Annotated in this window: 23 protein-coding genes; 7 read left to right on the top strand and 16 right to left on the bottom strand. The window is 44.4% G+C overall.

The genetic code is table 11. The features are described from left to right. Positions 1-167: 167 nt before the first annotated feature. Positions 168-467: a YfcZ/YiiS family protein gene (locus tag BCV39_RS07695; RefSeq protein WP_017062761.1), complete on the top strand. Its 300-nt coding sequence runs from the start codon at positions 168-170 to the stop codon at positions 465-467. Between the two features lie 36 nt (positions 468-503). Here the strand turns inward: BCV39_RS07695 and BCV39_RS07690 are convergent, their stop codons facing one another. Continuing rightward, positions 504-806, bottom strand: coding sequence for a YnjH family protein (locus tag BCV39_RS07690; RefSeq protein WP_102433066.1), 303 nt, complete (start codon positions 804-806; stop codon positions 504-506). Between the two features lie 101 nt (positions 807-907). Here BCV39_RS07690 and BCV39_RS07685 point away from each other — a divergent pair, with 101 nt between their 5' ends. Next, positions 908-1,507, top strand: coding sequence for a hypothetical protein (locus BCV39_RS07685; protein WP_048662376.1), 600 nt, complete (start codon positions 908-910; stop codon positions 1,505-1,507). A 102-nt stretch (positions 1,508-1,609) separates the two neighbouring features. Here the strand turns inward: BCV39_RS07685 and BCV39_RS07680 are convergent, their stop codons facing one another. After that, on the bottom strand, positions 1,610-2,716 hold the full coding sequence (locus tag BCV39_RS07680; protein ID WP_102433118.1) for a 1-acyl-sn-glycerol-3-phosphate acyltransferase: 1,107 nt from the start codon (positions 2,714-2,716) through the stop codon (positions 1,610-1,612). Positions 2,717-2,891: 175 nt separating this feature from the next. On the opposite strand from BCV39_RS07680, the gene BCV39_RS07675 reads away from it, so the two are divergent. After that, complete coding sequence (locus tag BCV39_RS07675) at positions 2,892-3,518, top strand: hypothetical protein (RefSeq protein ID WP_048661092.1); 627 nt, start codon at positions 2,892-2,894, stop codon at positions 3,516-3,518. 133 nt (positions 3,519-3,651) lie between these two features. On the opposite strand, the gene BCV39_RS07670 is transcribed toward BCV39_RS07675, so the two are convergent. After that, positions 3,652-4,140 carry a hypothetical protein gene (locus tag BCV39_RS07670; protein WP_048661091.1) on the bottom strand — a complete coding sequence of 163 codons (489 nt, stop codon included), beginning with the start codon at positions 4,138-4,140 and terminating at the stop codon, positions 3,652-3,654. A gap of 22 nt (positions 4,141-4,162) precedes the next feature. Next, positions 4,163-4,684, bottom strand: a complete 522-nt coding sequence (locus BCV39_RS07665; RefSeq protein WP_048662378.1) for a nicotinate-nicotinamide nucleotide adenylyltransferase — start codon at positions 4,682-4,684, stop codon at positions 4,163-4,165. Between the two features lie 109 nt (positions 4,685-4,793). Between BCV39_RS07665 and nadE the strand changes: the two genes are divergently transcribed. Next, on the top strand, positions 4,794-5,624 hold the full coding sequence (nadE, locus tag BCV39_RS07660) for an ammonia-dependent NAD(+) synthetase (protein ID WP_055319374.1): 831 nt from the start codon (positions 4,794-4,796) through the stop codon (positions 5,622-5,624). A gap of 86 nt (positions 5,625-5,710) precedes the next feature. On the opposite strand, the gene BCV39_RS07655 is transcribed toward nadE, so the two are convergent. Then, complete coding sequence (locus BCV39_RS07655) at positions 5,711-7,567, bottom strand: hybrid-cluster NAD(P)-dependent oxidoreductase (protein WP_102433065.1); 1,857 nt, start codon at positions 7,565-7,567, stop codon at positions 5,711-5,713. Positions 7,568-7,784: 217 nt separating this feature from the next. Between BCV39_RS07655 and BCV39_RS07650 the strand changes: the two genes are divergently transcribed. Together BCV39_RS07650 and pyrC are read left to right on the top strand one after the other, a co-directional pair. Next, positions 7,785-7,943, top strand: coding sequence for a YqaE/Pmp3 family membrane protein (locus BCV39_RS07650; RefSeq protein ID WP_004731890.1), 159 nt, complete (start codon positions 7,785-7,787; stop codon positions 7,941-7,943). Between the two features lie 192 nt (positions 7,944-8,135). Beyond that, positions 8,136-9,164, top strand: coding sequence for a dihydroorotase (gene pyrC / locus BCV39_RS07645; protein ID WP_050632884.1), 1,029 nt, complete (start codon positions 8,136-8,138; stop codon positions 9,162-9,164). 152 nt (positions 9,165-9,316) lie between these two features. Here the strand turns inward: pyrC and BCV39_RS07640 are convergent, their stop codons facing one another. Then, the gene (locus BCV39_RS07640) at positions 9,317-10,222 is read right to left on the bottom strand and encodes a DUF808 domain-containing protein (RefSeq protein ID WP_102433064.1); all 906 of its coding nucleotides are present in this window, start codon (positions 10,220-10,222) and stop codon (positions 9,317-9,319) included. A gap of 174 nt (positions 10,223-10,396) precedes the next feature. Between BCV39_RS07640 and BCV39_RS07635 the strand changes: the two genes are divergently transcribed. After that, positions 10,397-11,323, top strand: a complete 927-nt coding sequence (locus tag BCV39_RS07635) for a M14 family metallocarboxypeptidase (protein ID WP_102433063.1) — start codon at positions 10,397-10,399, stop codon at positions 11,321-11,323. A gap of 217 nt (positions 11,324-11,540) precedes the next feature. Here BCV39_RS07635 and BCV39_RS07630 read toward each other — a convergent pair whose 3' ends face one another. From BCV39_RS07630 to xsc, 10 genes are all read right to left on the bottom strand, one after another. Then, positions 11,541-13,148, bottom strand: a complete 1,608-nt coding sequence (locus tag BCV39_RS07630; protein ID WP_102433062.1) for a BCCT family transporter — start codon at positions 13,146-13,148, stop codon at positions 11,541-11,543. A 485-nt stretch (positions 13,149-13,633) separates the two neighbouring features. After that, the gene (locus BCV39_RS07625; protein WP_017064292.1) at positions 13,634-14,206 is read right to left on the bottom strand and encodes a malate synthase; all 573 of its coding nucleotides are present in this window, start codon (positions 14,204-14,206) and stop codon (positions 13,634-13,636) included. Between the two features lie 236 nt (positions 14,207-14,442). Beyond that, positions 14,443-15,363: a cache domain-containing protein gene (locus BCV39_RS07620; RefSeq protein WP_102433061.1), complete on the bottom strand. Its 921-nt coding sequence runs from the start codon at positions 15,361-15,363 to the stop codon at positions 14,443-14,445. A gap of 11 nt (positions 15,364-15,374) precedes the next feature. After that, positions 15,375-16,715 carry a TRAP transporter large permease gene (locus BCV39_RS07615; RefSeq protein ID WP_017057942.1) on the bottom strand — a complete coding sequence of 447 codons (1,341 nt, stop codon included), beginning with the start codon at positions 16,713-16,715 and terminating at the stop codon, positions 15,375-15,377. A gap of 37 nt (positions 16,716-16,752) precedes the next feature. Further along, positions 16,753-17,295, bottom strand: a complete 543-nt coding sequence (locus BCV39_RS07610; RefSeq protein WP_017097758.1) for a TRAP transporter small permease — start codon at positions 17,293-17,295, stop codon at positions 16,753-16,755. Between the two features lie 163 nt (positions 17,296-17,458). Beyond that, complete coding sequence (locus BCV39_RS07605) at positions 17,459-18,460, bottom strand: TRAP transporter substrate-binding protein (RefSeq protein WP_048609745.1); 1,002 nt, start codon at positions 18,458-18,460, stop codon at positions 17,459-17,461. 117 nt (positions 18,461-18,577) lie between these two features. Further along, the gene (locus tag BCV39_RS07600; RefSeq protein ID WP_102393920.1) at positions 18,578-20,026 is read right to left on the bottom strand and encodes an FAD-binding oxidoreductase; all 1,449 of its coding nucleotides are present in this window, start codon (positions 20,024-20,026) and stop codon (positions 18,578-18,580) included. Positions 20,027-20,074: 48 nt separating this feature from the next. Next, positions 20,075-20,512 (bottom strand): nuclear transport factor 2 family protein, encoded by a 438-nt coding sequence (locus BCV39_RS07595; protein ID WP_102393921.1) that lies wholly within the window; start codon positions 20,510-20,512, stop codon positions 20,075-20,077. Positions 20,513-20,774: 262 nt separating this feature from the next. Then, complete coding sequence (locus BCV39_RS07590; protein ID WP_102433060.1) at positions 20,775-21,581, bottom strand: FRG domain-containing protein; 807 nt, start codon at positions 21,579-21,581, stop codon at positions 20,775-20,777. Between the two features lie 429 nt (positions 21,582-22,010). Then, complete coding sequence (xsc, locus tag BCV39_RS07585) at positions 22,011-23,822, bottom strand: sulfoacetaldehyde acetyltransferase (protein WP_017057935.1); 1,812 nt, start codon at positions 23,820-23,822, stop codon at positions 22,011-22,013. Between the last annotated feature and the right edge of the window lie 195 nt (positions 23,823-24,017).

Raw genomic sequence — 24,017 nt, 5'->3', positions numbered from 1 at the left:
ATGAGATAGATCACATACATATTTGTCGGCGCGAATGTACATATTCATTTAACCCCGTAACAAACAACATAGCATACCAATGCAAATTAGTTCAAAGATTTTAATTTTTGTAGATACAGTTCAAATTGCTCGTTAGAATAACCTCAGATTTTGTAAGAGGATTATTTATGAGCCAAGATATTGGTAACAACGACGTATGTGAAGCTTGCGGCTGCGCGGGCGAAATCGGGTTCATCATCAAAGAAGGCGACGATGTTGCTGAGGTAACAGTTTACGGTAACTCTAAAGCCCTTATTGAAGCTGAATTCGCTAAGTACGTTGAGTTAGCAAAGCAAGTGTCTAGCAATGTTGAATTTGAAGCGTCAGAGATGACTGAAGAAAGCACAGAATTGCATGCACGCTTTAAATTTGAAGTAAGCGCTGAAAAGATTATTTTCGAACTTAAGACTCGCTCTCTAGCTCGCTAATATAAGCACTTACACGCACACTATTAAAAGACGAGTTTATTGCTCGTCTTTTTTTATTATTTCAACCCAACCTAGAGCACCATTAGTCTCAAAGTCATTTTCAGCCGCACATTTAATCACAACACCCGACACCTCAACGATAGCACCGACACTATATGCCCTATCATTGTAATAACAAACTCGTTGCTGTGAACCACTCTGAGTGACGACGACTGCCGCCTTTGCTGGCGTTGATATTGTTTCATTAGCACTTGCTGATATTGAGCAAAGCACCGCGGATAAAATCACAAAAATTGTCAGAATTTGACGCTTTATTCGAATCATAGATTTACCTTTCATTGTCTCTGATTCCTATTTACCTACCAACAAATGAGTAAAACACTATGCGAGAATAATTTTTTCATTATAGTGTTAACGTCTATCGTAATAAGAAGCTCGTTATGCTCCGAATAATTGCACTTATTATTGGTTCTTTAACCATAACAAATGTGACTGCAGAACCACTCGATCAGTATCAAATATTGAACCATCTCGACAATTACGGAAACTTATATCTACGAAATAAGCCTTATACATCACTACCCACTGGGTTAATTGTTGATGGCAATCTAAATATAGAGAACACAGCGATCACTCGCCTGCCTAAAGGCTTAGAAGTTAACGGTAGCCTCAAAGGCTCTAACAGCCAGCTCTCTCGAGTTCCGACTGGAATTAAGATAAAAGGCTACGCCGACTTAATTGGCAGCAAAATCACCAGCTGGCCAAGAGGCGTAAGAGTGGGTGGTTTTATCAACCTCACTGATACTCCACTTCAGAGGCTACCTAATGGCTTTAGAGTGAAAGGCGATCTGAGCGTGATTCGTACGCCTTTAACAGAACTACCAAACGGGATAATCATTGATGGTGACTTATATATAGGTGGTTCTGGGATCACAACGTTTCCCGATACCATGACAGTCAAAGGCAACATCTATCTAGGCGGCAACACTGTAACCACATGGCCAACCAACCTAGAACTCGGTGGCGCCGTCGCTCGATAGTTCAACCCAAACTTTAGGTCTTAAAAGCAGATGGTCAGCAACAAAAAAGGAGCCTAAGGCTCCTTTTTCAGTTCCATCAATGAACTCGTTTGCTAACACTCGTTAGCCGATATTCTTCACTGGGTTCGCATAGCTATCGATCAAGTATTGACGAGCGCCTTGTGGCAAAGTCGATAACTTCTCTTCAAACTCTTGCTTAACCGCAGCTGTAATCGACTCGTCTTCTCTTTCCGCTGCTAGCAAGTTAACTGGGAACAGCTTGTAGTTATCGTGGATCTGACGATCGATCTCTTCAGCAAGAGCTTCAGGCGTATCAAAATCTTGGTCGATAACCTGACCGAAGCCGACGTGAACGCGTCCTTTATTACCGATGATGCCTTGAATGATACTTTCGATATCTTCAAACTCACCCTTTTCGTAACTACCGTTTACGTCTTTTTCGAAAAGCTCTATCGCTTTAGCTGTGTCACATGGGTCGTTCTCGTAAGAAATAGCCACAGGAACGATCTTCAATGACTTCACATATTCAGGGAAAGCAATTTTTTGCTTACGTCCTTCAACGTGAAACATTTTCAAGATTGCTGGCTCAGTAAAATCGTTACCGTCTTTAGCGCGACCTTCCTTTTGAGCGATCCAGATTGAGTTGCCCGTTTCTAAAGAATGCTTAATGTAAGAAGACAGCTGCCCTAGTGCTTTCATCATCTCACGCGGTCCTTTCAAAGAACGCTTTACGATGAAGCTCTTGTTCAAACGCATCAACTCCGTCGCACATGGTTTCTTCAGCAGGTTATCACCAATAGCGATACGACAAGTCTGATGGTTGTTTTGATGCAGGGCGTAGTTTACTAATGCAGGATCCATAGCAATGTCACGATGGTTCGATACAAACAGGTAAGCTTGATCCGCATCCAGTGACTCTACGCCAGTGTATGTCACACCTTGGGTCGTCTTAGCCAATGTATCGCGTAAGTACTTTTTCACTTCAATTTGAATGGATTCAACGCTGGTCAGCTTGCTCCACTTCATTTTTAAGTACACACGTAAAATAGGGCTCATTAATGCTTTGAACCAAGACGCATGGTTTGAAAAACGATAGTGCAAGATTGCACTGATAAATTCTTCATCATTAATAAGACGGTTTAGTGCCGCTGGAATTTCATCATCGCCGTAAGGACGAATATCAACATATGGATCGGTTGGAGAGGTCATTTTTTCATTCATATAATAAAAAGCTGGCTCATTCTACGCGTTGTTTTGACTTCTCGCAGCTACAGAGCCCATACTTTTGACAAGGTCAGACCAGAAACAGTGAAAATCCCCTGTTATTGTTGGCATTCTTTAAGATTAACGGTAATCTTGACGCCCCAAAATTAAGGTACTATCTATGAACTTCGCTATTGAATATACATCGGCTTACTTTTCACACTTGGTGATCACACCACGCAAGAAAGTACTAAAACATAGCCTTGTATCGGTTCAAAGTGGCTTGGTTTTGATCAAACTGGGTAAGCAAGAGTACGCTGTTGAACCTGGCCAAAGCGTTTGGATTCCCTTTGACTGCTTAACTTCGTTGACTTACTTCCCAAACACTCAAATTAGCCGTGTCGACTTTTCTGTACGTTTGACGGATTCATTCCCAAGACAAGCGGGGTACATTACGCAAACTAACCTCTCTTCGGCACTATTAGAAAAGCTAGAGCAGACCAAAGCTCGCGCTTCCAATGCCAATAATACGGAACAAGCGTTTAAAGATATGCTTTCTGTATTGAAGCAAGAAGTGCTGTCGTTTAAACCACTGCTTTGCGAAAGTGCGCTTTCTCAGCGATTCAATCAATGGAACATTGATGATTCAAACCTACCACAAGAGCACACTCTGGTGATGGTGATGCGAGAAGCAAAGAAACGTATGCAGTCAGGCCAAAAACGTTCACTTGTGATTGATGATCTGTTCTCAGGTAAAGAGGAAGAGTTCGAGCAACTGTGTATGCTTGTTTTTGGTGAAGATTTATAGCTTGGCGGTAAGTGAGAGTTGGTATTTAAACTAATAAGCCAGATACTAAAAAGCCGCAAAAACTGAGTTTTTGCGGCTTTTTTAATTCTTAGTGTTTTTACATAGATAGCAATCTATCTATGTCACTACCTGTCTAAAATGGCAATTCAACCTGCATCATTAGGTCGGCGTCACGTGAGTCATGCCAACGATAATCAAAGCGCATACGCGGCTGCCCTTCTACTTTCTCACCAAAACCGATGCTGAGTTGAAGACCATGATTCATCAACCACTCTTCCGTCGACATATCATACTGCTCGTCTTCCAGATCTTCGGGAAACCACATCCCCAAACCTACATAGTTTGATTCAATGCTTTGTGTCAGTAGTGGTGCGTCTTTACTTTGAAGAACCCAATCAGACCAATAATCAGGTGTACTTTCTGGTTCATCATCGCTCAGCCCACTGATTTCCATCATACGTTGGCCAAAAGACTCGATACTCGAAGAAAAGTCCAAGCAATTATCGTCACTAGAAGTCAGCATGATCGAATCTAAGCTAAAAAAGTCACATTCAGCGTATGCAGGCATACTGCATGCTGTTATCAACAACGTCGCTGGTATCGCGCGCTTTAGCATAGTCATCAGACCTCTTGAATTAATGAATCTACATTATTGTATACAGACCACTATCTTGCAACATCTTTGTAACTGACTTAGTGCTCAGTTTTGATACATCGCTTCCACTTATCAACGCATTACGAATGTCTGTACTACGAATTTTGACTTTTTCAGGGCAAGCCATTACAGACCACTGCTCGGTAATCTCATCTGATTTATAGAAAGATGAGAACTTAAAGAAGTTATCTGGGCCAATCACAAACGTCAGTTCAGCGTCACGATGTAACTTTTGAAGTTCACTGAGCACTGCAAAAGTCGTGACGCTTTCACCTGGGGTAAATAGGCTCTTTTCGATCAAAGAAAGCTCCACTTGATCCAGTGAAAGATCACTAATAAATGCGTTAACTAACTGACATCTCGTATCAAAGTCTAGCATCTCTTTTCCCCAAGCATGGGCAATACTTGGAACCAGAAGAATCTTGTCGAAATGAGCCAGTGAATCAATCACACTTTTATGCCCTAAGCTCGGCGGATTAAACGCACTACCGAAAATGGCTATTTTTTCCATTATTAATTACTGCCTTCTCTTTCTAAGCTTGTGCAAAGAGGTTTTTAAATCGAATGATTTAGGTATGATAACACTAGATTTTTAATTTGCTTGCAGGAAAGGAATACGAATGGAACAGTTAATTCGTGACGAAATGCGCGTACTACCTTCAATTGACCCTCACTTCGAAGTGACTCGTCGTGTGGACTTTATCAAAACGAAACTTCAACAGTCTGGCTGCAAGTCCCTGATCCTTGGTATCAGTGGCGGTGTAGACTCAACGACCTGTGGCCGCTTGGCACAAATGGCCGTTGATAGCCTTAATGAAACTGCTGGTAGCAACGACTACCAATTCATCGCAGTTCGCCTACCTTACGGTGAACAAAAAGATGAAGACGAAGCGCAACTTGCGCTGTCTTTCATTCAGCCTTCTCAATCTGTTTCTGTAAACATCAAAGCGGGTGTTGATGGGCTTCACGCTGCATCTCACGTTGCGCTTGAAGGTACAGGCTTACTACCAACAGACTCAGCAAAAATCGACTTTGTGAAAGGTAATGTGAAAGCTCGCGCTCGCATGATCGCACAATACGAAATTGCAGGTTACGTTGGCGGCCTTGTGATTGGTACTGACCATTCAGCAGAAAACATCACTGGCTTCTACACCAAACACGGTGACGGTGCATGTGATTTAGCGCCTTTATTTGGCCTGAACAAGCGTCAAGTTCGTGAACTAGCAGCAACACTGGGCGCTCCAGAGCTACTGGTTAAAAAAGTGCCAACCGCTGATCTAGAAGAGCTTGATCCACAAAAAGCCGATGAAGCAGCCTTGAACCTTTCTTACGATCAGATTGATGATTTCCTTGAAGGCAAAGAAGTGCCTCAAGACGTGTCTGACCGCTTAGTGGGCATCTACAAAGCAACACAACACAAGCGTCAACCAATCCCGACGATCTACGATTAATGCTTTAAGTTAATCTCAAATTAAAAAGGCCGGAAGTTCAACTTCCGGCCTTTTCTATTTTATGAAGGGAATGACTTAATTAGCCATTAATCAACAACTTCGATATCGGTTTGAGGCACACTGCAACATGCCAGTATCTGACCCATATTACGTTCATGCTCTTGCAATGCTGGTACATCCGGTTGATGAACTTGCCCTGACTCAAGGGTCACTTTACAAGCGCCACAGAAACCAGCACGGCAGCTTGAAGCAATAGACACACCGGCCGACTCAGCTTGCTCTAGCAGGGTTGATTGGTTATTACCTTCAAACAGGTAGCCATTGACACTTAGCTGCAGCTGCTTCACCGCCTCTTCGGTAGACTGAGCCACACCAAACGCTTCTTGATGGTAATGCTGAGGGTTGAGTCCCATTTGAATCAGCAGTTTCTTTGCATTATCCATAAAACCGTCAGGGCCACACACGAACGCTTGGCGCTTGTGTAGATCTTCAATTTTAGCGACATGAGACACGCTCAAACGTCCAGACAAACCATCCCACTCTTTCGTTGGTTGGCTCAATGAATAAATCACACTTAAGCCTTCGTGCTCTTTGGCGATCTGGTCAATCTCAGCTTGATAAGGGATGTCTTCTTCGCTGCTGCATTGATGATAGAAAACCACGTCATCAATTTGACCATGGTCGGCTAGGTAGCGAAGCATCGACAGCATTGGCGTAATACCGCTGCCTGCAGACAAAAGCAATAACGGGTGAGTTGGATTCGCTTCTAAGTAGAACGCACCATCTGGATTTTGAGCAACCAAAGTATCACCCACTTGGAAGTGATCATTTAACCAGTTAGAGATTTGACCATCGTCCACTCGCTTCACAGAAATCGCCAAACGGCCTGCGCGTGATGGGCTAGAAGATAACGTATAACGACGAGAAACCTTCTCGCTATCAATCACCATCTCAATCGGTAGATGCTGCCCAGGCTGGTAACTTGGTAGTGAGTGGTTCTCTTTCGCTGGTTCTAGCCAAAACGTTGTAAAGTCGCGAGCGATCTCTTCACGTTCAACACAGGTTAAATGCAAAGACTCGACCCAAGTGTCTTCATAATGCTCTTTCTCTTTGGTTTCGAGAACTTCAACCACGTCACCCGCTTTAATCAAACCCTCGTTTTTTGCCACAAGGTTTTGACCAAAGAATACGCCACCACGCTCATTCGCTCTGAATGTAGAGAAGGTATTAAGAGGCTCTTTTGTCGCTCTGAATTCGCCGCTCTCAACATCTACTGTCGTTAGGATACAACGCTCACAAGGTTTCACCGCTTCGAATTCAACCTCGCCGATACGGATACGCTTCCAACCATCTTCAGCAAAGGCTTCTGTATTGGATACAACAAAATTGGTACGGAACTGATCCATCGAATGGACTTCAGGACTGCGGCGATTGAGCTCATCTAGAGAGGCTTGGCTAATCACCAACATTGGATAGCCGTCAGCGAAACTGACATTCTGACCAAGCTTTTCTCGGACACGATTTGATTGCTCGCCAGAGAACAGTAACTCAACACGAACACCCAACACGTCACTGAACCAATCATCTGCTTCATCACATGTCGTGTATGCCGTGAAGCTGTCTTTCCACACCGTTGCAGGCGCTTCTTGCATCTTGAAGTTTGCATATTTCAGACGCAGTGGCTCTTTACCTTCATAAGTAAAAATCAAACCGTCTGGCTGCAAACTTGAAGAGACCTTAACCATCTTCGGGTACTTGCGCGCTGTAACCATTGAGCCGTCAGCCAATGCCAGCATGAAACGTCTGTCAAAAGTGAGACCTTGTTTTTCAACCCAAGCAGAAGAAAGCGCAATGCCGCCCACTGATTTAACCGGAAACACATTGATTTGAGATAAGGAAGGAGCTTGCTCTGAAGCCTTTCGATCTAAAGGTGACTGCGACATAACGATTCCAATGTTTTGTTGTTTGTCCCAATGCTAACAAATGGTTATAAATAGATAAACTGGCAGCTACTAAACACTTGATACTAAGCTATTATCTTGAGATGTTTAGCTTTCTACCTTGATACATTAAGGCAGCAATGCAGTAACACTCTCCATACGTTCTATACTTTGAACACAATTACTGCATTGAACTTTCATTGAATAAAAAGGATTTATCATGAACAAACTCGTCATTATCATTTTATGTGTACTGCTTCCGCCTGTTGGTGTGTTCTTCGCTCGTGGTGCAGGTAAAGATCTGCTGATTAACATCATCCTGACCTTCTTCTTCTGGGTGCCAGGAATGATCCACGGGCTTTGGGTGGCGACTCGATAGCTCGTCCTCAAAATTAAATACCGAATAAAATACGAAGAAAAACAAGCTCCTAACCCTGAAGAGTTAAAAATAGGATGAAATGAAAGTGCTTTTCCACTATCATCCTGTCGCCTAAACGTAAGCGATTGCTTTCACAGATTTCGCCGAGTTTAGGCTCCAACTACATAACACTTCAAATGGTGGGAGCCTTCAATGACACAACTTACGATTACTCGTCCTGACGACTGGCACGTTCATCTACGCGATGGCGAAGTATTAAAAGATACAGTGCGCGATATCAGCCGCTACAATGGTCGAGCGTTAATCATGCCAAATACCATCCCACCGGTAACCGATACCGAAATGGCTCTTGCTTACCGTGAACGCATCATGGCAGAGCAGCCAAGCGAGCAGTTCCAGCCTCTAATGGCACTTTACCTGACAGACAACACAACACCTGACGAAATTCGCAAAGCGAAAGAGTCTGGTGCAGTAGTCGCTGCAAAGCTTTACCCAGCAGGCGCGACGACTAACTCGGATTCAGGTGTAACTTCGGCTCAAAAGATTTACCACGTGTTAGAAGCCATGCAAGAAGTGGATATGTTGCTACTGGTTCATGGTGAAGTAACCACTCACGATGTTGATATCTTTGACCGTGAGAAGCAATTCCTAGACACCGTGCTAGCGCCGATTGTGAACGACTTCCCTAACCTGAAGATTGTTCTAGAGCACATCACAACTGCTGATGCTGCAAACTTCGTTAAAAACGCGAACGACAACGTAGCGGCAACCATTACTGCTCACCACTTGCTTTACAACCGCAACCACATGTTGGTTGGCGGCATTAAGCCACACTTCTACTGCCTTCCTATCCTGAAGCGCAACACTCACCAGTTAGCACTTATCGAAGCGGCAACAAGCGGCAGCAAGAAGTTCTTCTTGGGTACAGACTCTGCACCACACGCAAAAGGCGCAAAAGAGTCAGCATGTGGTTGTGCGGGTTCTTACACAGCGCACGCTGCCGTTGAACTGTACGCAGAAGTGTTCGACTTAGAAGGTAAGATTGAGAACCTAGAAGCGTTTGCAAGCCACAACGGCCCTGACTTCTACGGTATTCCACGTAACACGGACACCATCACTCTTGTTAAAGAAGAGTGGAACGTTGCTGAAACGATGCCTTTTGGTTCAGACATCGTTGTGCCAATCCGTGGCGGCGAGACGATTGCTTGGTCTGTAAAATAAACGCTTAGTCGGTAAATAAGCGCTTATATTGCAAAATAAGAGCGTGGTGTTAATTAAACACGACCCATTAGATTAAAAGGGGCACCATAATTATTATGGTGCCCCTTTTCGTCTCGTGGAGAGAGGGTTTTATTAAGATCAATAATGAGCGATTACTTACCGCGAATTTTTCCAATCACAGTCCAAACAGCAACGACGATCAATCCAGCTAAGACGCCGATAACACCGTTCAACAGAGTTGGAACCACCGCTGTCGCTATCGTATGTCCACGAAAATCCATAATAATCGGCTCAATTAAGTGATGAATCGCAGGAACGTTGTGCACCACAATGCCACCGCCAACCAAGAACATCGCTGCAGTACCGACCACAGCAAGCGTCTTCATTAACTTGGGCGCAAACGCGACTAGCCCGTTACCCAATTGAGTTTTCATGGTACTTCCATTCGATGTTCGCTGCAGATAGAAGCCTAAATCGTCCAACTTAACGATCCCTGCCACTAAGCCATAAACACCAATCGTCATCACTACCGCAATCAAACTCACGACAAGAATCTGAGTAAGGATACTTGTACCCGTCACAGTACCCAGTGCTATCACGATGATTTCCGCCGATAAGATGAAGTCGGTACGAATCGCGCCAGCGACCTTTCTCTTCTCGTATTCCTCTATGGATTCACCAGTACTCGTATCTTCCCCCTTTTCATCATCATGATGAGCATGAGGAAAGAGCTTCTCTAAGATTTTCTCTGCGCCCTCAAAACAAAGAAACAGACCACCAATCAAAAGCAAAGGCATGATCAGCCAAGGAATAAAGGCACTGATCAATAATGCCGCGGGCACCAAAATCAGCTTGTTTTTAAATGAGCCTTTGGCAACCGCCCATACCACTGGGATTTCTCGCTCAGCAGAAACACCGGATACCTGCTGGGCATTCAGCGCTAAATCATCCCCCAACACACCAGCGGTTTTTTTCGCTGCGACCTTAGACATCAGTGCGACATCATCCAATACGGTTGCAATGTCATCCAGTAGCGTTAATAAACTTGCTCCAGCCATTTTATGGTCTCTTTTAAGGGATTAAACAATTGATAAAATGTAACACCATCAATTCACTCGTCAAAGTTATGAGTCTGTAAAAAATAGAGTCACAAGTTGTGTTTTCTATTGCCGGATCAGCTAGACAGGACTAGTCTGTCCTCATCTTTCGCGAACATAAAAGAAGAAGTATAGATGAAAAGTGAATACTCCTACCCAATTGGTAAGCCAGGACAAAGATGGCAAGAAGCAGAACGTCAAGCATGGTTCGCTCAAAGAACCGTTAAGCGTGAATACCAGCAAGAAGTCGTGCCAAAAATCCAAGCATTAGCAGACCGCTTTGATATCGAGCAATACGGTGCATTGAGCTACGATGAAGCTCGCTTCCCGCTTTTTGCAATCAAAAGTAAAAACTGGGACGAGTCAAAGCCGACGATTCTGGTAACCGGTGGTGTTCACGGTTACGAAACCAGTGGTGTGCATGGCGCTATCAAATTTGCAGCGACCCAAGCAGAGAAATACGTAGCGCACTTCAACATTGTAGTAGCACCTTGTGTAAGCCCTTGGGGTTACGAAGTGATTAACCGTTGGAACCCAAATGCTGTTGATCCAAACCGCTCTTTCTATGACGGTACGCCAGCAGAAGAATCAGCAAACCTACGTGCGTTAGTCGCTTCTTTACCAGAAGTCTTGGTTCACGTTGATCTACACGAAACGACAGATTCTGACGAAACAGAATTTCGACCAGCACTCGCAGCACGTGATGGTATTGAGTACATTGAAGGTATGATTCCAGACGGCTTCTACACAGTTGGCGATACTGAAAATCCACAGCCAGAATTCCAAGCGGCGGTGATTGCTTCAGTAGAAAAAGTAACGCACATTGCGCCAGCAGATGCAGACGGCAAGATCATTGGTTCTGAAGTTACCCAACATGGTGTGATTAACTACCCAATGAAGAAGCTTGGCTTATGTGGCGGTGTGACTGACTGTAAGTACGGTACAACCACAGAGGTTTACCCGGACAGCGATAAAGTGACAGACGAAGAGTGTAATGACGCTCAGGTTGCAGCGGTAGTCGGTGCTTTGGATTACGTTATTCAGCACGAACTGAACGCGTAAGCCAATAGCTAGTAGCTAGTCCCTTAGAACTAATCCCTAAAACTAAAAAAGAGCCACAAGTGACGAGTCGCTTTTAGCTCTTTTTTTGTCTCTTTCTCTTACCTGCCATTTCTTCTCAGGCATAAAAAAGCTCCCTTGCACACAGTACAAGAGAGCTTTGAAATAACACTGAAAAAGGAGTAATTAGCGAACTATATACTCCCCATACTCGATTACTTTATTTAGCGGTTTCACTAACGTTTTCTTGTCCTTTATCTACTTCAGTCAGTAGACCTTTCAACAAGCTAAAACAGCCAATAAGAAGAATGATCGTAAACGGCAGTGCAGCAATGATCGTGATCGATTGCAGAGCTTGAATAGATTGAGTACCACCAATCCACAACATTACCATTGCAATAGCGCCTGAGATAACCGCCCAAACCACTTTCTGTTTCACTGGTACTTCAAGCTTACCACCCGCCGTCATGCCATCGATAACGATAGAACCTGAGTCTAGCGTAGTCACGAAGAATACGATGATCAGTGCTACAGCGATAACAGATAGAATGCTACCAAACGGGTATGCGTCTAGCATGTAGAACAAGCTTAGAGATACATCTGTGATGCCTTGGTCGAGGCCAAGTTGCCCCACATGACTGATCACTTGCTCGATAGCCACGCCACCAAAGATAGACATCCAAGCCGATGTTACCAATGTTGGGATAATCAGTACGCAAAGTAGGAATTCACGCACCGTACGGCCTTTAGAAATACGCGCTACGAACATACCGAAGAATGGTGCATACGCAACCCACCATGCCCAGTAGAACACAGTCCAACCATGTAGCCATGTTGTGTCTTCTCGACCAGAACTTTGGCTCAATGCAACGATGTTTTTCACATAACCCGTTACCGCAGTCACCACAGAATCAAGCACAGTTGTGAAGTTCAGAACAGCGATAAGACCAAGGAATACGAACGCAATAACCATGTTCAAGTTACTAAGGAACTTAACACCACCGTCCATACCACGCATAACAGAGATGATCGCCAAGCCCATAATCAAAACGATAATAGATTGCTGAAGGAAGATGTTGTTTTCCAAGCCAAACACGTGGCTGATACCACTTGCTGCTTGTGTACCACCTAAGCCTAATGAGGTCGCAAGACCAAACAACGTAACCAGTACAGTAAGTACGTCGATCACATCACCGGTTTTGCCCCATACTCGTTCACCCAGAATTGGGTAGAACACGGAACGCATTGATAGCGGTAAGCCTTTGTTGTAAACAAAATACGCAAGACAAAGTGCCGTCATGCCATAGATAGCCCAAGCATGGAAACCCCAGTGGAATACGGTCGCACCCAGTGCCAATTCACGGCCAGCTTCTGTGAAAGGTTCTGCATCGAGTGGCGTTCCGAACCAGTTGGTGAAGAACGCCGTTGGCTCTGCAACACCCCAGAAAATAAGTCCAATACCCATGCCTGCTGCGAATAGCATCGCAATCCAAGATGACATTGAATAATCCGCAGTCGCGTCTTCGCCACCTAAGCGAACTTTACCCAAAGGTGAGAATGCAAGAATAACGGCAAAAACTAACATGATGTTGGCTCCCCACATAAAGAGGAAGTCAAACTTAGATAAAACAGCACCCTTGATAGAATCAATCGCAGCTTTGGCATCTGCAGGAGGAAGAGCAAGAAGAGTGATGATAAAGAGAAGAGATAAGCCTACTGAGGCTACGAAGACTGTGTTATGGACATCCATGCCCCATTTACTGACGTTATCTTGACCAACTTGATAGTCAGTAGAATCAATACTGTATTTTTTTGATTTAAAACTCATAAATTATGATGTTCGCATATCCGAATCAACGAATATAAGGACGCTCTCCATATCCAACTACTACTTGATTGGCTCGCCATTTCACAAAAATAAAACGTGATAAAAACCACCGAGCAAGGTGATAAATGGACTTACTGGCTCAATCCCAGGACGCGCATAATAGCACAGCACGAAGTATTTTGACTGAGTTTTTGCTCAATAGTCACCCAAAGCACCGTCAACCATGATAGTTGAGACAATAAAAACAGAATAAAATAAACAAATAAAAACCTTTAAATACAGCGCATTAAATTAAAATAACGCACCGTAAAATATCATTCAAAGTTTCTACAGATAATTTTAATAACCACCCAATTTATTTATAGCTCTAACAAAAAAGCCCCGCTATAGGGGCGGGGAAATTACCAAAGGTAAAAGAGAAATCAGTGTTAGGATGTCAGTGCTGCGATTAGCAGAGCAGCACTTCACATTTCAAAGACAGCACATTAGATCGCGAAGCAAAAACCTAGGTTGTAGTCTTCGCCATTCTTCGCCGTGAACTCTTTGTCTTCACTTGATGCATTCGGGCGGCCGCTTTCATCGCCTTTTACTAAGCTCACCCAGTGACGAATACCTGAAGAACGGCTAGCCTCAGTTTGGCCAAACGTGGTGCACGTCTCTAATTGGATATCTTGAATATCAACTAACTCCAGACGGCCTGTGCCTTTACGAGCGCCGATTGTCACTTCAACGTGTGTACCGCTTTCATCGCGGAATAGGATTGCTGAAGGCTTAGACTTGTCACCGGTGTAAGCTACAAAATGCTTAGCGCGTTTCAGGCCGGTGTGTTCACCGTTTTTGAAATAAACCTGAACATGTCGGTAATCAATCTCGTAGCTCACTACATCTTCATGTGAACCAGTCTCTAGAGGAAATAGAGTATCAAGCAGCTGTTTCGCCATTTTTTGTTTTTCGAGTTGCTTGTCTGCTTTCACCATCTCGACGGCAAAGACAGCTTCAGCAATAAATGTTGAATGGTTTCTGTGAAGTTCTGTTTTGTCTAGTGTCAGCATATTCATAGTCTATCCCTCGTACGGCTTTAAATTTCATTTAGGTCAAACATCCCAATAGACCCTTTTCAAAATTGTTCTTTACTGTGTGGTTTCCATGTTTTTCATACTACTTGTATTTTTGAAACAATTTCACAACAAAAATTACACACTGTGAATTTTACTAAATCGCTTTTTTACACAAACCGGTATTTCGAGCCCCCAGCCCTTTATTTCACTGGATTGAGGGTTCAGTAGGAACACGTTTACGTGTTGTTTGAATTTGTGTAATAACCCACTCCAACCAACTTATTGTCGATCACTCGATAGTAAGTATGCTTGGTTTCTACTTTGCTCGACAGCGGGTTTAACCATCGGTAGGTGTAAACACCTCGGCCGTTTTCTTTCGCAAGGTTCAACATCTCCGTGAGAATTGGCTTATCGTCAGGGCTTAGAATTTCGTTGTGTGAACGCCCGACAAGCTCAGGAGAAACCCCGTGCGCCAGCAGTTTTCCAGAGCTCATATCCATCACAAACACATATAAGTCTCCTTCTACAAAACTTCCTTCGGCGTCATTGAACTCCGTTAAACTCTCTTGTTCTGACTCCACTATCGCGGTCATCGCTCTCGCCAATAAACTCTTAGCCTCAGCCGCACTCGAACGTTCTGGGTAATAACCCACAGCCACAATCACATCGCCTACTCGCTCAAAGAACGTAGTTTTCGGTTCACCCATACGATCAGTCGGATTCGTCCAGTGATACTTCACTTCACCAAAACCGTTGTGTACCGCTTTGGTGATCATTTCACGGAAAAAAGGATTGCCGTAAACGTCTTGCGTGTCCAACACACTGTCGCCCACCAGCACCATCGAAGATCCGCCACTGGCAAGGAATTGGCCATCGATGCCCAAAGCAAACACATATAGCTCCCCATCGATATATTCAGGGTCACTCATAAAGTCTTTAACGCTTTCATCGCCATCCTTTTGAACATGGACCACCGCTTTAGCAAGGAGAGTTTTGGCTCTTCTTTCTGCATCACTGACAACGTGTGGTTCAGAAATATCGAGCACGTTTACAGGCTTGGCTTCTTTCTCCGTTTCAGAATGTTCGGCACGTAAACCAATGCCACTCACTACAGCAAACACGGCACAACCAATGAGGATGATTCTGGATAAATTCATGGTTCTCTCTCCTAATAGCCGACTAAGGACGGTAGCCAAAGCGTAATTTGTGGGAAGAAAGCGATAACGAAAACACCCACAACAGAAGCAAGTACAAAGGGGTGGATCTTCGCGGTGATTTGCTCAACCGTTGAGCCCCCTATGCCCGAGGCGACAAAGATATTCTCTCCAAGTGGCGGCGTTGCAAAACCTATCGATAAGGTACACACCACCACAATTCCCACGTGAGTAGGATCAGCACCTAGCATGTACATGATTGGTAGTAACACTGGCACGATGATCATGATGGCCGCTAAGGTTTCCATGAACATACCGATGAACAACAACAAGGTAATGGTTAGCGCCCACACCATGTACATGTTATCGGTGAAACTAAGTAGCGATTCCGCCACCACTACTGGGATCTTTTGCTCGATCAACAAACGTCCAAACACGGTAGCGGCAAAGAGGATCAACAACACACGCCCAGTGATCCATGTCGTGGTCGACAGAGATTTCATCACACTTTTAAACGACAGTTCTCGGTGAATGAAAAGCCCCACAAACAACGAATAGAATATCGCAACAACCGCTGATTCTGTTGGTGTGAACATGCCACTGTAGATACCGCCAAGAATTAAGAACGGCGCTAATATCGACCATAATCCGCGGCGCAAGTAGTGCCTTACATCGCCAAACGACCACGTTTCGGTCAGCCCTTTATAGCCTTCACGCTTAGCAATAAAATAGTTAGTGACTACTAGTGTCGACGCCATAATGAAACCCGGCACAACCCCAGCGACAAACAGTTTTGGAATCGATAAGGAAGCAAACTGGCCGTGTTGAGCAATGGCTTCTGGTGGCGCCATTAAGCCCATTGCCGAGATACCAAAGATAACCAAAGGAATGGATGGCGGGATGATAATGCCCAAGCCTCCGGATGCAGCCGTTACGGCCGAAGCGTAGCTCTTATCGTAATCACGTTTAACCATCGCAGGCACCATTAACATGCCTACTGCTGCGGTGGTTGCCGGACCTGAACCCGAGATAGCACCAAAGAAAAGACACGCCATTACTGTTGCCGCACCAAGGCCGCCTGTTACGGGACCAGCTAAGCTTTCTGCGATATCCACCAGACGTTTGGAGATACCCGCCGCCTCCATTAATGCACCCGCAAGAACAAAGGCTGGCAGCGCCATTAATGGGAAGTTGCCCACCGAGGTAAACGCGATTTGTACTAAGGCGATGGGATTTTTATCGAGCAACATATAGGCCGCCATCGAAGCGCCGGCCAGTGATACTGTGATTGGTGCGCCTAGGATTAACAGCGTTAAAAAGCCACCAAATAAAATTAGAGTTAAATAGGATTCCATTATTACATCTCTCTATTACGACTATTCTCTGTGATGACTATTGCGCGGACTTTTGTGCCGTCATTTTGCGCAGCTCTTTGACTTCTGGATCTTCGTTGGTTGCGCCTTTAAATAAACGCTCATAGTTGTTCCAGATAATTCGAATCATCATCAGTGAAAACGCGATAGGTAAAATCATGTAGAAGTACTTCATCGGGATACCTGTGGTTTGAGACTTCCAAAACAGATTCATTTTGTTGAACACGAAGTCGTAGCTGAGGTAAACGAAGTAGCCGTTGAAACAGAGCCATAGGAAGTCAGCGATGGTTTCACTCACGGTCTGCACGATTGGCGGAAAGAATTTAAAGTGAAAGCTCACTCGGTTGTGCGCCGACATCTTGGCCGCAACAACAGCCCCTAGATAGGCAAACCAAACGAACATGTAGGTCGCCACTTCATCACCCCAAGGGATAGAGTAATCAAAAAACTGACGAGTAATAATTTGTGTAAACAGCAATAGGACAAAGCTTGCAAGCAACAAACAACAGGTATATTCCTCAATGTTGTTCAGGTGTTTTTTTATTGTTTTAGCGACTGACATATAACCTCCAATGTTGATTTTCACATGACAACCAGTCGCTCACGGTCCTAAAAGATCAGGTACAGAACAGATCAACGAGTACAGCCATGTAAATGCCCTATCTCACTGTTCTACCGCTAGGTGATTAAGTAGCGGAGAACAGCAGATAGGGCGAATCTAATCGTTACTTTCTACCTAGTAACTCAAGAACGTCGTCTAGCTTGTCTTTACCCCCAATGCTTGAGTAGAACTTAGGCCAAACTGACTTAGTCACTTTGTTGATCCACTCTTGCTCGTTGTCTGCTGGGTCTGTGAATACCATGCCTTTCGCTTGTAGCTCTTCGCGAATCTTGTTTTCCGTATTTTCTAGATAAGCAAAGCTGTGCTCTGTTGCTTCCTGACCCGCTTCAAGAATGATTTTTTGCATTTCAGGTGTCTGTTGTTGGAAGACCGTTTCACTCACGATTAGAGGTTCTAGAGAGAAAATGTAGCGAATGTTGGTCACGTACTTTTGCACTTCGTTGAATTTCATCGCGTGGACTGTGATGTAAGGGTTATCTTGACCATCTACCACACCTTGTTGCAGGCCGGTGAAAGTCTCAGACCATGCCATTGGTGTTGGGTTTACACCCCATGCTTGATAAGAAGCAATCATGATTTCGTTACGAGGAACACGAATCACTAGCCCTTTCAAATCCTCTGGTGAAGCAACGGGCTTTTTCGAGTTAGTCAAAACCCTAAAGCCAGAATAAGCCCAACCTACGATGCGAACACCAGCGTCACGAATCGTGTTATCAACTAAGTCTTGGCCTACTTGACCTTGAGTCAGTAGTACCGCTTCTTCTGCGCTTTGAATCACGTAAGGCATGGTCAATAGACCAACGGTTGGAGAGAAAGGCGTCACGTTGTTGATCGCCAGTACAGAGAAGTCGAGAAGACCTATTGCAGCATCGTTTACGGTGTCTTGCTCATTGCCTAATTGGCCGTTCGGAAACAGATCGATTTTCACTTTACCGTCTGTTTTTTGCTCCATCAGTTCAGAGAATGAGGTCGCTAATTCCCACTGCGTACCACCAGCAGCATCGCCGATAGCCATTTTAAAATTCGCTGCTGCCGCGGTATGAGATAACACCGCTGTTGCTACAATAGTGACACCAGCAATAATTTTATTTTTAATCAATTTCATAGTCTTAACCTTTCCTATCATACAGACTTCCTGCCTGTACTTTGCTCACAAGGTGACCTGGTACAACTTTCCTGGTCGTAGTTCTATTTCCCTATTTTGGAAACAATGTTCGGGTAGTTACAGCCTTTCATCCTTTAACGAATACCACTGATAAAGGAACCGCTGCCCCATTCTTCGAAACGGTGCAAACATCTCTGATTCCACCACTTCTCTCACGTTGGGGAACGGAAGTTTTGATTCAAATATTGGTAGGTCGAGCTTGTGACCTTCACCTGCGATCCACTGAGCAAGGCGTTTACCTGCTTGAGCGGAATACATCACGCCATTGCCGCCATAACCCAGCGCGTAGAATATCGATTGCTTTGGATTCGGCTGATAGATTCTCGGCATCATGTCGTGGCTAACATCCACCCAACCCCACCATGAATAATCGATTTTTATCTGATCGAGAGACGGGAATTTTCGAGTAAGATCCGCTCTCAGCATGTCTTCATATTTCTTTTCAGGCGCGTTCTTGCCACTGATGGCACTGCGTGTACCAATCTGTACTCGGTTATCCGGTAACAAACGGTAGTAGTGGCGCAGAATTCGAGTATCAGTAATCACTTGATTGGTTTTGAAGTTACACGCAGCGATCTCGTCTTGAGTTAAAGGACGTGTCACCATCGAGTTAGAAAGCACTGGCAGAAGGCGATTCTTAAGCTCGGAATGCAAACCTTGGCTGGTATACCCACCCGTACAAACACCGACAGAACGCGCCTTCACCACACCACCTGGCGTTTTCAGGTAATGCACACCGCCACGAGTTTCCCAACCCATAACTGGGCTCGACGGGTGAACTTTCACACCGAGAGCTCGCGCCTTTCTTAGGTAACCAAACGCCAGTTTCCCTGCATGAATACCAATCCCTTCGGGTTCATGCATCGCGCCTGCCGCTTCTTGGTCACCAACGTAATCACGCTTTACGGTTTCCGCATCTAAGATCTGCGCATCGTAATCGAACGTGTCACGCAGCAACTTGGCTTCTTTCTCGAGTGTTGCCATCACTTTTGGACGATGAGCTACATATAAGTGGCCGCCCGGTTGTGGGTCACAATCGATGTCTTTGATCAGTGACTTGAACGTTTCCATGCCATCCACACACTCGCGGTGCATTTTTAGCGCGGTATCTAGGCCCCAGCGTTCAATCCACTGAGAACGCTTCAAACGCCCAGAAGCACACTGTGCTTGGCCACCATTTCGGGTACTGCAGCCCCAACTCATACGGTTAGCTTCAATCACAGTCGCTTTAATACCGTACATTTCAGCAAGGTGTATCGCGGTACTTAGGCCTGTGTAGCCTGAACCGATAATAGCCACATCGACATCCATGTCTGACGTGATTGGGCCATCATCTTCAGGTGGTGCGCCTGCGGTATCTACCCAATAAGTCGGGGCATATTCCTTACCGTGACCTGGGCTCTTGTCTTTAAGTGGATCGTATTTTGGATCGTATTTGTCTTTTGCTTGGGTGCTTTTCACCTTTGGCGGCACATCGGCTGCCGGTTGTTCCATTACTAAACTCATAATTCGACTCTCCTAGTCATAACACGTGAACGGGTTGCGATTTCGTGTCTAGCTCTTGGGAGTATTGCTGGGAGTCAAAAGAGGTCGTGTTTTACGGAAGGCATTTTTTACGCTGATTTTTCCGTCTTTCAGGGTAAACACATCAACCATACGAGCTTCGATGACGCTGCCATCCGGGTTCGTCGCAGAAAACGTTGATTCACTCACAGCACGGTCACCGCATACAAAGTGGACAGGGTCGCTCCAAGCCGCATCTGGAAAGTTCTGCCAAACCAATTCAAAGCTATTTCGAACCGCTTCGTACCCTTCGATAGTGTTTCCAAGCAAGCCTTCTCCTGCCACCGTGTGGAATACACAGTCTTCTGTCATGAAAGACATGAGTGCTTCAATATCATGGTTATTCCACGCATCACTGAAAGACTGTAAAAAGGCGGTATCGACTTGGTTTTCCAGCACGAATGTCGCCGCATTGGTTTGCATATTCATATTCCAGAATCCTTTATGTTTTCGTTATTGGTTTAAATTTCAGTAGCTTTGCGCCACTTTTTTATTAGAGTGTTTAAACTAGATTTGTGAAAATTTAACAACTTGATAACAAGGCTCATCACTCTAACTTCGAGTTAGGTTATAAACAATCTCTAAGCTCACAGATTTCATCTTTTTATAAATTAATTAGTGTTCTAATTTTATTTAATCAACTTTTCACTGACGAAATAAGAGGTATAATTAAATTAGAACGTGTTAGCCTTTAGTCGAAATCAAAGTCTTGATGATACTTTCGACCATACTGTTCAAGTTGACGATCATGAGTATTAACTTGCAATTCAATATTGCCGTCACCTTTATTTATGACTTGGTTGTTATCTGCATGTGCTTCGTTTTTTAAATCCGTTAGTTTCTCTTCGACATACTCTGTCGGTTCATTTAAAACATTCATGGATATTAACTCCTTTATCAGGTTTACTTTCACTGATGGAAGAATATGAACGGACACTAGACCGTTTGAATATTCTTTCTCATCGTACAAAGGCTGAATGGCATCATTGCCACCTTCCTTAAATGGGTGAATGGAATACCACTTGTCCTTGCGTGGCTCTTGCTGATCGCAATCCGCCACATTAAATATCTGAGTTTTGTTGAGATCACACGGCGAGCTAAAAACAATAACCCGATGATAATCAATAGCTTTAATTATATTTATGCAGTCTTTACTTTGGCTGTGACACACCGACCAAAGCGCATTTAACAGGTTATCGGTCCATTCCAGTAAACGGGTGGGAAAGCCCTGCTTCTTGGCTAAACACATCAATAACCAGTCATTTATGTCGTGTGAGTTCAGCGAGTGACCACCGTAAACTCTCACAGTTGAAAGCAACTCTTGTTCGACACGGCGTATGTTCTTACGATTGGAACGGCCTAAACTTGGCATTAGATTATTATTTTCACAATCACAAACGTTATACATCAAACCAAGTTGGTCACTGTATTCAGTCATTAATGAATCAATTATTTCATACAGTTCTTCGAGTGTGCTGATATAACGTTTATTGTTCATATTTGATTCCAACCACTCGATAATATAAATAACTAAATTGAAATTTATTCGTTAAAAACTGACATATAATAAAACACACATACTAAATTCTAAGAACTCTATCGACTTATCGATAATTACTATTTAAAAGTTACTCATAATAATTATTAATAAGTCTCTATTACTGAAACCGCGCACCTATTCTTCTTGGTTGTTTCATTAGGGCTCTAATATTTATAGCGAAATAATAGAAATATATGACCCAATACTTAGATATCAGTACTATTAAGAATCTTTGAAAACAACTCGCTCGTTGAGCCATTCTGTTTCATCATCCAATTTGCAATTAATCGCTAGTTTTGAATCCTAATTTGTTTGCCCGACCACATTCTCGATAACGCTTTATCTAGCGTTCATGAGACTGTTTTGGCCGGGCAAACTTCCTATGACTTATACGTAGTCTTTGTACTTATCTAGGAAACGAACCGGCGTTGATAGTGCATCTCGGCGGAACGGGTCGCCCAATTCCTGAGTACACATGATTTCAATGATGGTTGTTTTGCCTTCGTTCATTTGCATGTCGATGGCTTTCTGTAGAGTTGGACCTACATCTTCTAGCTTATCAACCGTGATACCTTCAGCGCCCATTGCTCGTGCGATTTCCGCAAAGCTTTGGTTGTCCAGTTCACCAGCAACAAAGCGTCGGTTGTAGAAGTCGACTTGATTCTTCTTCTCTGCACCCCATTGACGGTTGTGGAATACCACGGCTGTCACAGGAATGTTATGACGAACACATGTCATGGTCTCCATCAAGCTCATGCCCCATGCGCCGTCACCTGCATAGGAGATAGCTGGACGATGAGGTGCCGCTGCTTTCGCACCAATGATGGTCGGGAACGCATAACCACAGTTACCGAAACTCATTGCAGCAAAGAAGCTACGTGGTTTTTCAAAGCGTAAGTAGCTGTTTGCCACTGAGTTGATGTTACCGATGTCCGTCGAGACCATTACGTCTTCAGGCATCGCTTTTTCTAGCTCACGCAATACTTGGCGTGGGTGTAGATATTCGCCACCAGAGAACGGAGTCTCGTGAGAGTTTTCTTCAATCATATCCAAGCTGAACGAGTCACGTTCGTGTGTCCACTCATCAAGCTCTTTTTCCCACAGTGCTTTCTCTGTTGCTACTGTATCTTGACGAGCGCCTTTATTGTCATCACACAACAGTGCACGGCCTTCCAATCTTTCAGATAGAGCAACCGCAGCTGCTTTCGCATCGCCACAGATACCAACAGAGATCTTCTTAACGAGGCCAAGCATCTTGTTGTCGGCGTCAATCTGAATGATTTTCGCGTTCTTCGGCCAGTAGTCCATGCCATGTTGAGGCAAGGTACCAAATGGACCAAGACGTGTACCCAAAGCGATAACCACATCCGCTTGAGCCATCAATTTCATTGCTGCTTTCGAACCTTGGTAGCCTAAAGGACCACACCATAATGGGTGACTCGCAGGGAAAGAGTCATTATGTAGGTAGCTGTTCACTACGGGTGCGCCTAGTCTTTCCGCCAACGCTGCACACTCTTGAACTGCATCTGCCATTACCACGCCGCCACCAGAAATGATGACTGGGAATTTCGCTTCAGCAATCAGGTCTGCCGCTTCATTTAGAGATTTCTCACCACCTGGACCACGGTCTAAACGCGCAGGTTTAGGGATCTCGGTTTGAGTTTCACCGTAGAAGTAGTCACGAGGAATATTCAGTTGAGTCGGACCCATTTCACTCATCGCGCGGTCAAAACATCGACCCGTGTATTCCGCCATACGGTCTGGGTGCGTTACGTGTCCTTGATACTTAGTGAACTCTTGGAACATTGGAAGCTGGTTACACTCTTGGAAACCACCTAAGCCCATTGTTTTAGTGCCTGTCTCTGGCGTCACAATTACGACCGGGCTATGTGCCCAGAACGCCGCTGCAATCGCAGTCACACAGTTACTAATACCCGGGCCATTTTGCCCGATAACCACGCCATGGCGACCAGATACACGAGAGTAACCATCTGCCATGTGAGCAGCACCTTGCTCGTGTACCACTGGGACCAATCGAATGCCAGCAGGAGCAAAGATATCCATTGCGTCCATAAATGCTGACCCCATGATGCCGAACATGTCGGTAACATCATTAGCAACCATAGTTTCAACGAACGCTTCTGATGGTGTCATTGTTACTGTGCCGGAAACAACCGTACGTTTTTCTTGCTCACTCATTCTTCCATTCTCCTTGAGTTAACCAAAATTTCATTTTTCGGAATGAATTGTCTCTTTTTCGAATTCATTTTCACCTTAGTAGTAGATTTTTTGCGCGTCAACTTTTTATATTAAATTGGAACAATTCATTCTAATTAATAAAACTGGATCACATTATTGATAGTTTTTCGTACAAAAAGTGCCGTTAACTTAGAG

The organism is Vibrio sp. 10N.286.55.E10 (genome assembly GCF_002872555.1).
GTDB lineage: Bacteria > Pseudomonadota > Gammaproteobacteria > Enterobacterales > Vibrionaceae > Vibrio > Vibrio crassostreae.
This window is presented reverse-complemented; position numbering and strand designations above follow the sequence as displayed.

Excerpts from the sequence above, each read along its gene's own strand:
- BCV39_RS07695 (WP_017062761.1), top strand. The coding sequence starts at position 168 with ATGAGCCAAGATATTGGTAACAACGACGTATGTGAAGCTTGCGGCTGC.
- BCV39_RS07690 (WP_102433066.1), bottom strand. The coding sequence starts at position 806 with ATGAAAGGTAAATCTATGATTCGAATAAAGCGTCAAATTCTGACAATT.
- BCV39_RS07685 (WP_048662376.1), top strand. The coding sequence starts at position 908 with ATGCTCCGAATAATTGCACTTATTATTGGTTCTTTAACCATAACAAAT.
- BCV39_RS07680 (WP_102433118.1), bottom strand. The coding sequence starts at position 2,716 with ATGACCTCTCCAACCGATCCATATGTTGATATTCGTCCTTACGGCGAT.
- BCV39_RS07675 (WP_048661092.1), top strand. The coding sequence starts at position 2,892 with ATGAACTTCGCTATTGAATATACATCGGCTTACTTTTCACACTTGGTG.
- BCV39_RS07670 (WP_048661091.1), bottom strand. The coding sequence starts at position 4,140 with ATGACTATGCTAAAGCGCGCGATACCAGCGACGTTGTTGATAACAGCA.
- BCV39_RS07665 (WP_048662378.1), bottom strand. The coding sequence starts at position 4,684 with ATGGAAAAAATAGCCATTTTCGGTAGTGCGTTTAATCCGCCGAGCTTA.
- nadE (WP_055319374.1), top strand. The coding sequence starts at position 4,794 with ATGGAACAGTTAATTCGTGACGAAATGCGCGTACTACCTTCAATTGAC.
- BCV39_RS07655 (WP_102433065.1), bottom strand. The coding sequence starts at position 7,567 with ATGTCGCAGTCACCTTTAGATCGAAAGGCTTCAGAGCAAGCTCCTTCC.
- BCV39_RS07650 (WP_004731890.1), top strand. The coding sequence starts at position 7,785 with ATGAACAAACTCGTCATTATCATTTTATGTGTACTGCTTCCGCCTGTT.
- pyrC (WP_050632884.1), top strand. The coding sequence starts at position 8,136 with ATGACACAACTTACGATTACTCGTCCTGACGACTGGCACGTTCATCTA.
- BCV39_RS07640 (WP_102433064.1), bottom strand. The coding sequence starts at position 10,222 with ATGGCTGGAGCAAGTTTATTAACGCTACTGGATGACATTGCAACCGTA.
- BCV39_RS07635 (WP_102433063.1), top strand. The coding sequence starts at position 10,397 with ATGAAAAGTGAATACTCCTACCCAATTGGTAAGCCAGGACAAAGATGG.
- BCV39_RS07630 (WP_102433062.1), bottom strand. The coding sequence starts at position 13,148 with ATGAGTTTTAAATCAAAAAAATACAGTATTGATTCTACTGACTATCAA.
- BCV39_RS07625 (WP_017064292.1), bottom strand. The coding sequence starts at position 14,206 with ATGAATATGCTGACACTAGACAAAACAGAACTTCACAGAAACCATTCA.
- BCV39_RS07620 (WP_102433061.1), bottom strand. The coding sequence starts at position 15,363 with ATGAATTTATCCAGAATCATCCTCATTGGTTGTGCCGTGTTTGCTGTA.
- BCV39_RS07615 (WP_017057942.1), bottom strand. The coding sequence starts at position 16,715 with ATGGAATCCTATTTAACTCTAATTTTATTTGGTGGCTTTTTAACGCTG.
- BCV39_RS07610 (WP_017097758.1), bottom strand. The coding sequence starts at position 17,295 with ATGTCAGTCGCTAAAACAATAAAAAAACACCTGAACAACATTGAGGAA.
- BCV39_RS07605 (WP_048609745.1), bottom strand. The coding sequence starts at position 18,460 with ATGAAATTGATTAAAAATAAAATTATTGCTGGTGTCACTATTGTAGCA.
- BCV39_RS07600 (WP_102393920.1), bottom strand. The coding sequence starts at position 20,026 with ATGAGTTTAGTAATGGAACAACCGGCAGCCGATGTGCCGCCAAAGGTG.
- BCV39_RS07595 (WP_102393921.1), bottom strand. The coding sequence starts at position 20,512 with ATGAATATGCAAACCAATGCGGCGACATTCGTGCTGGAAAACCAAGTC.
- BCV39_RS07590 (WP_102433060.1), bottom strand. The coding sequence starts at position 21,581 with ATGAACAATAAACGTTATATCAGCACACTCGAAGAACTGTATGAAATA.
- xsc (WP_017057935.1), bottom strand. The coding sequence starts at position 23,822 with ATGAGTGAGCAAGAAAAACGTACGGTTGTTTCCGGCACAGTAACAATG.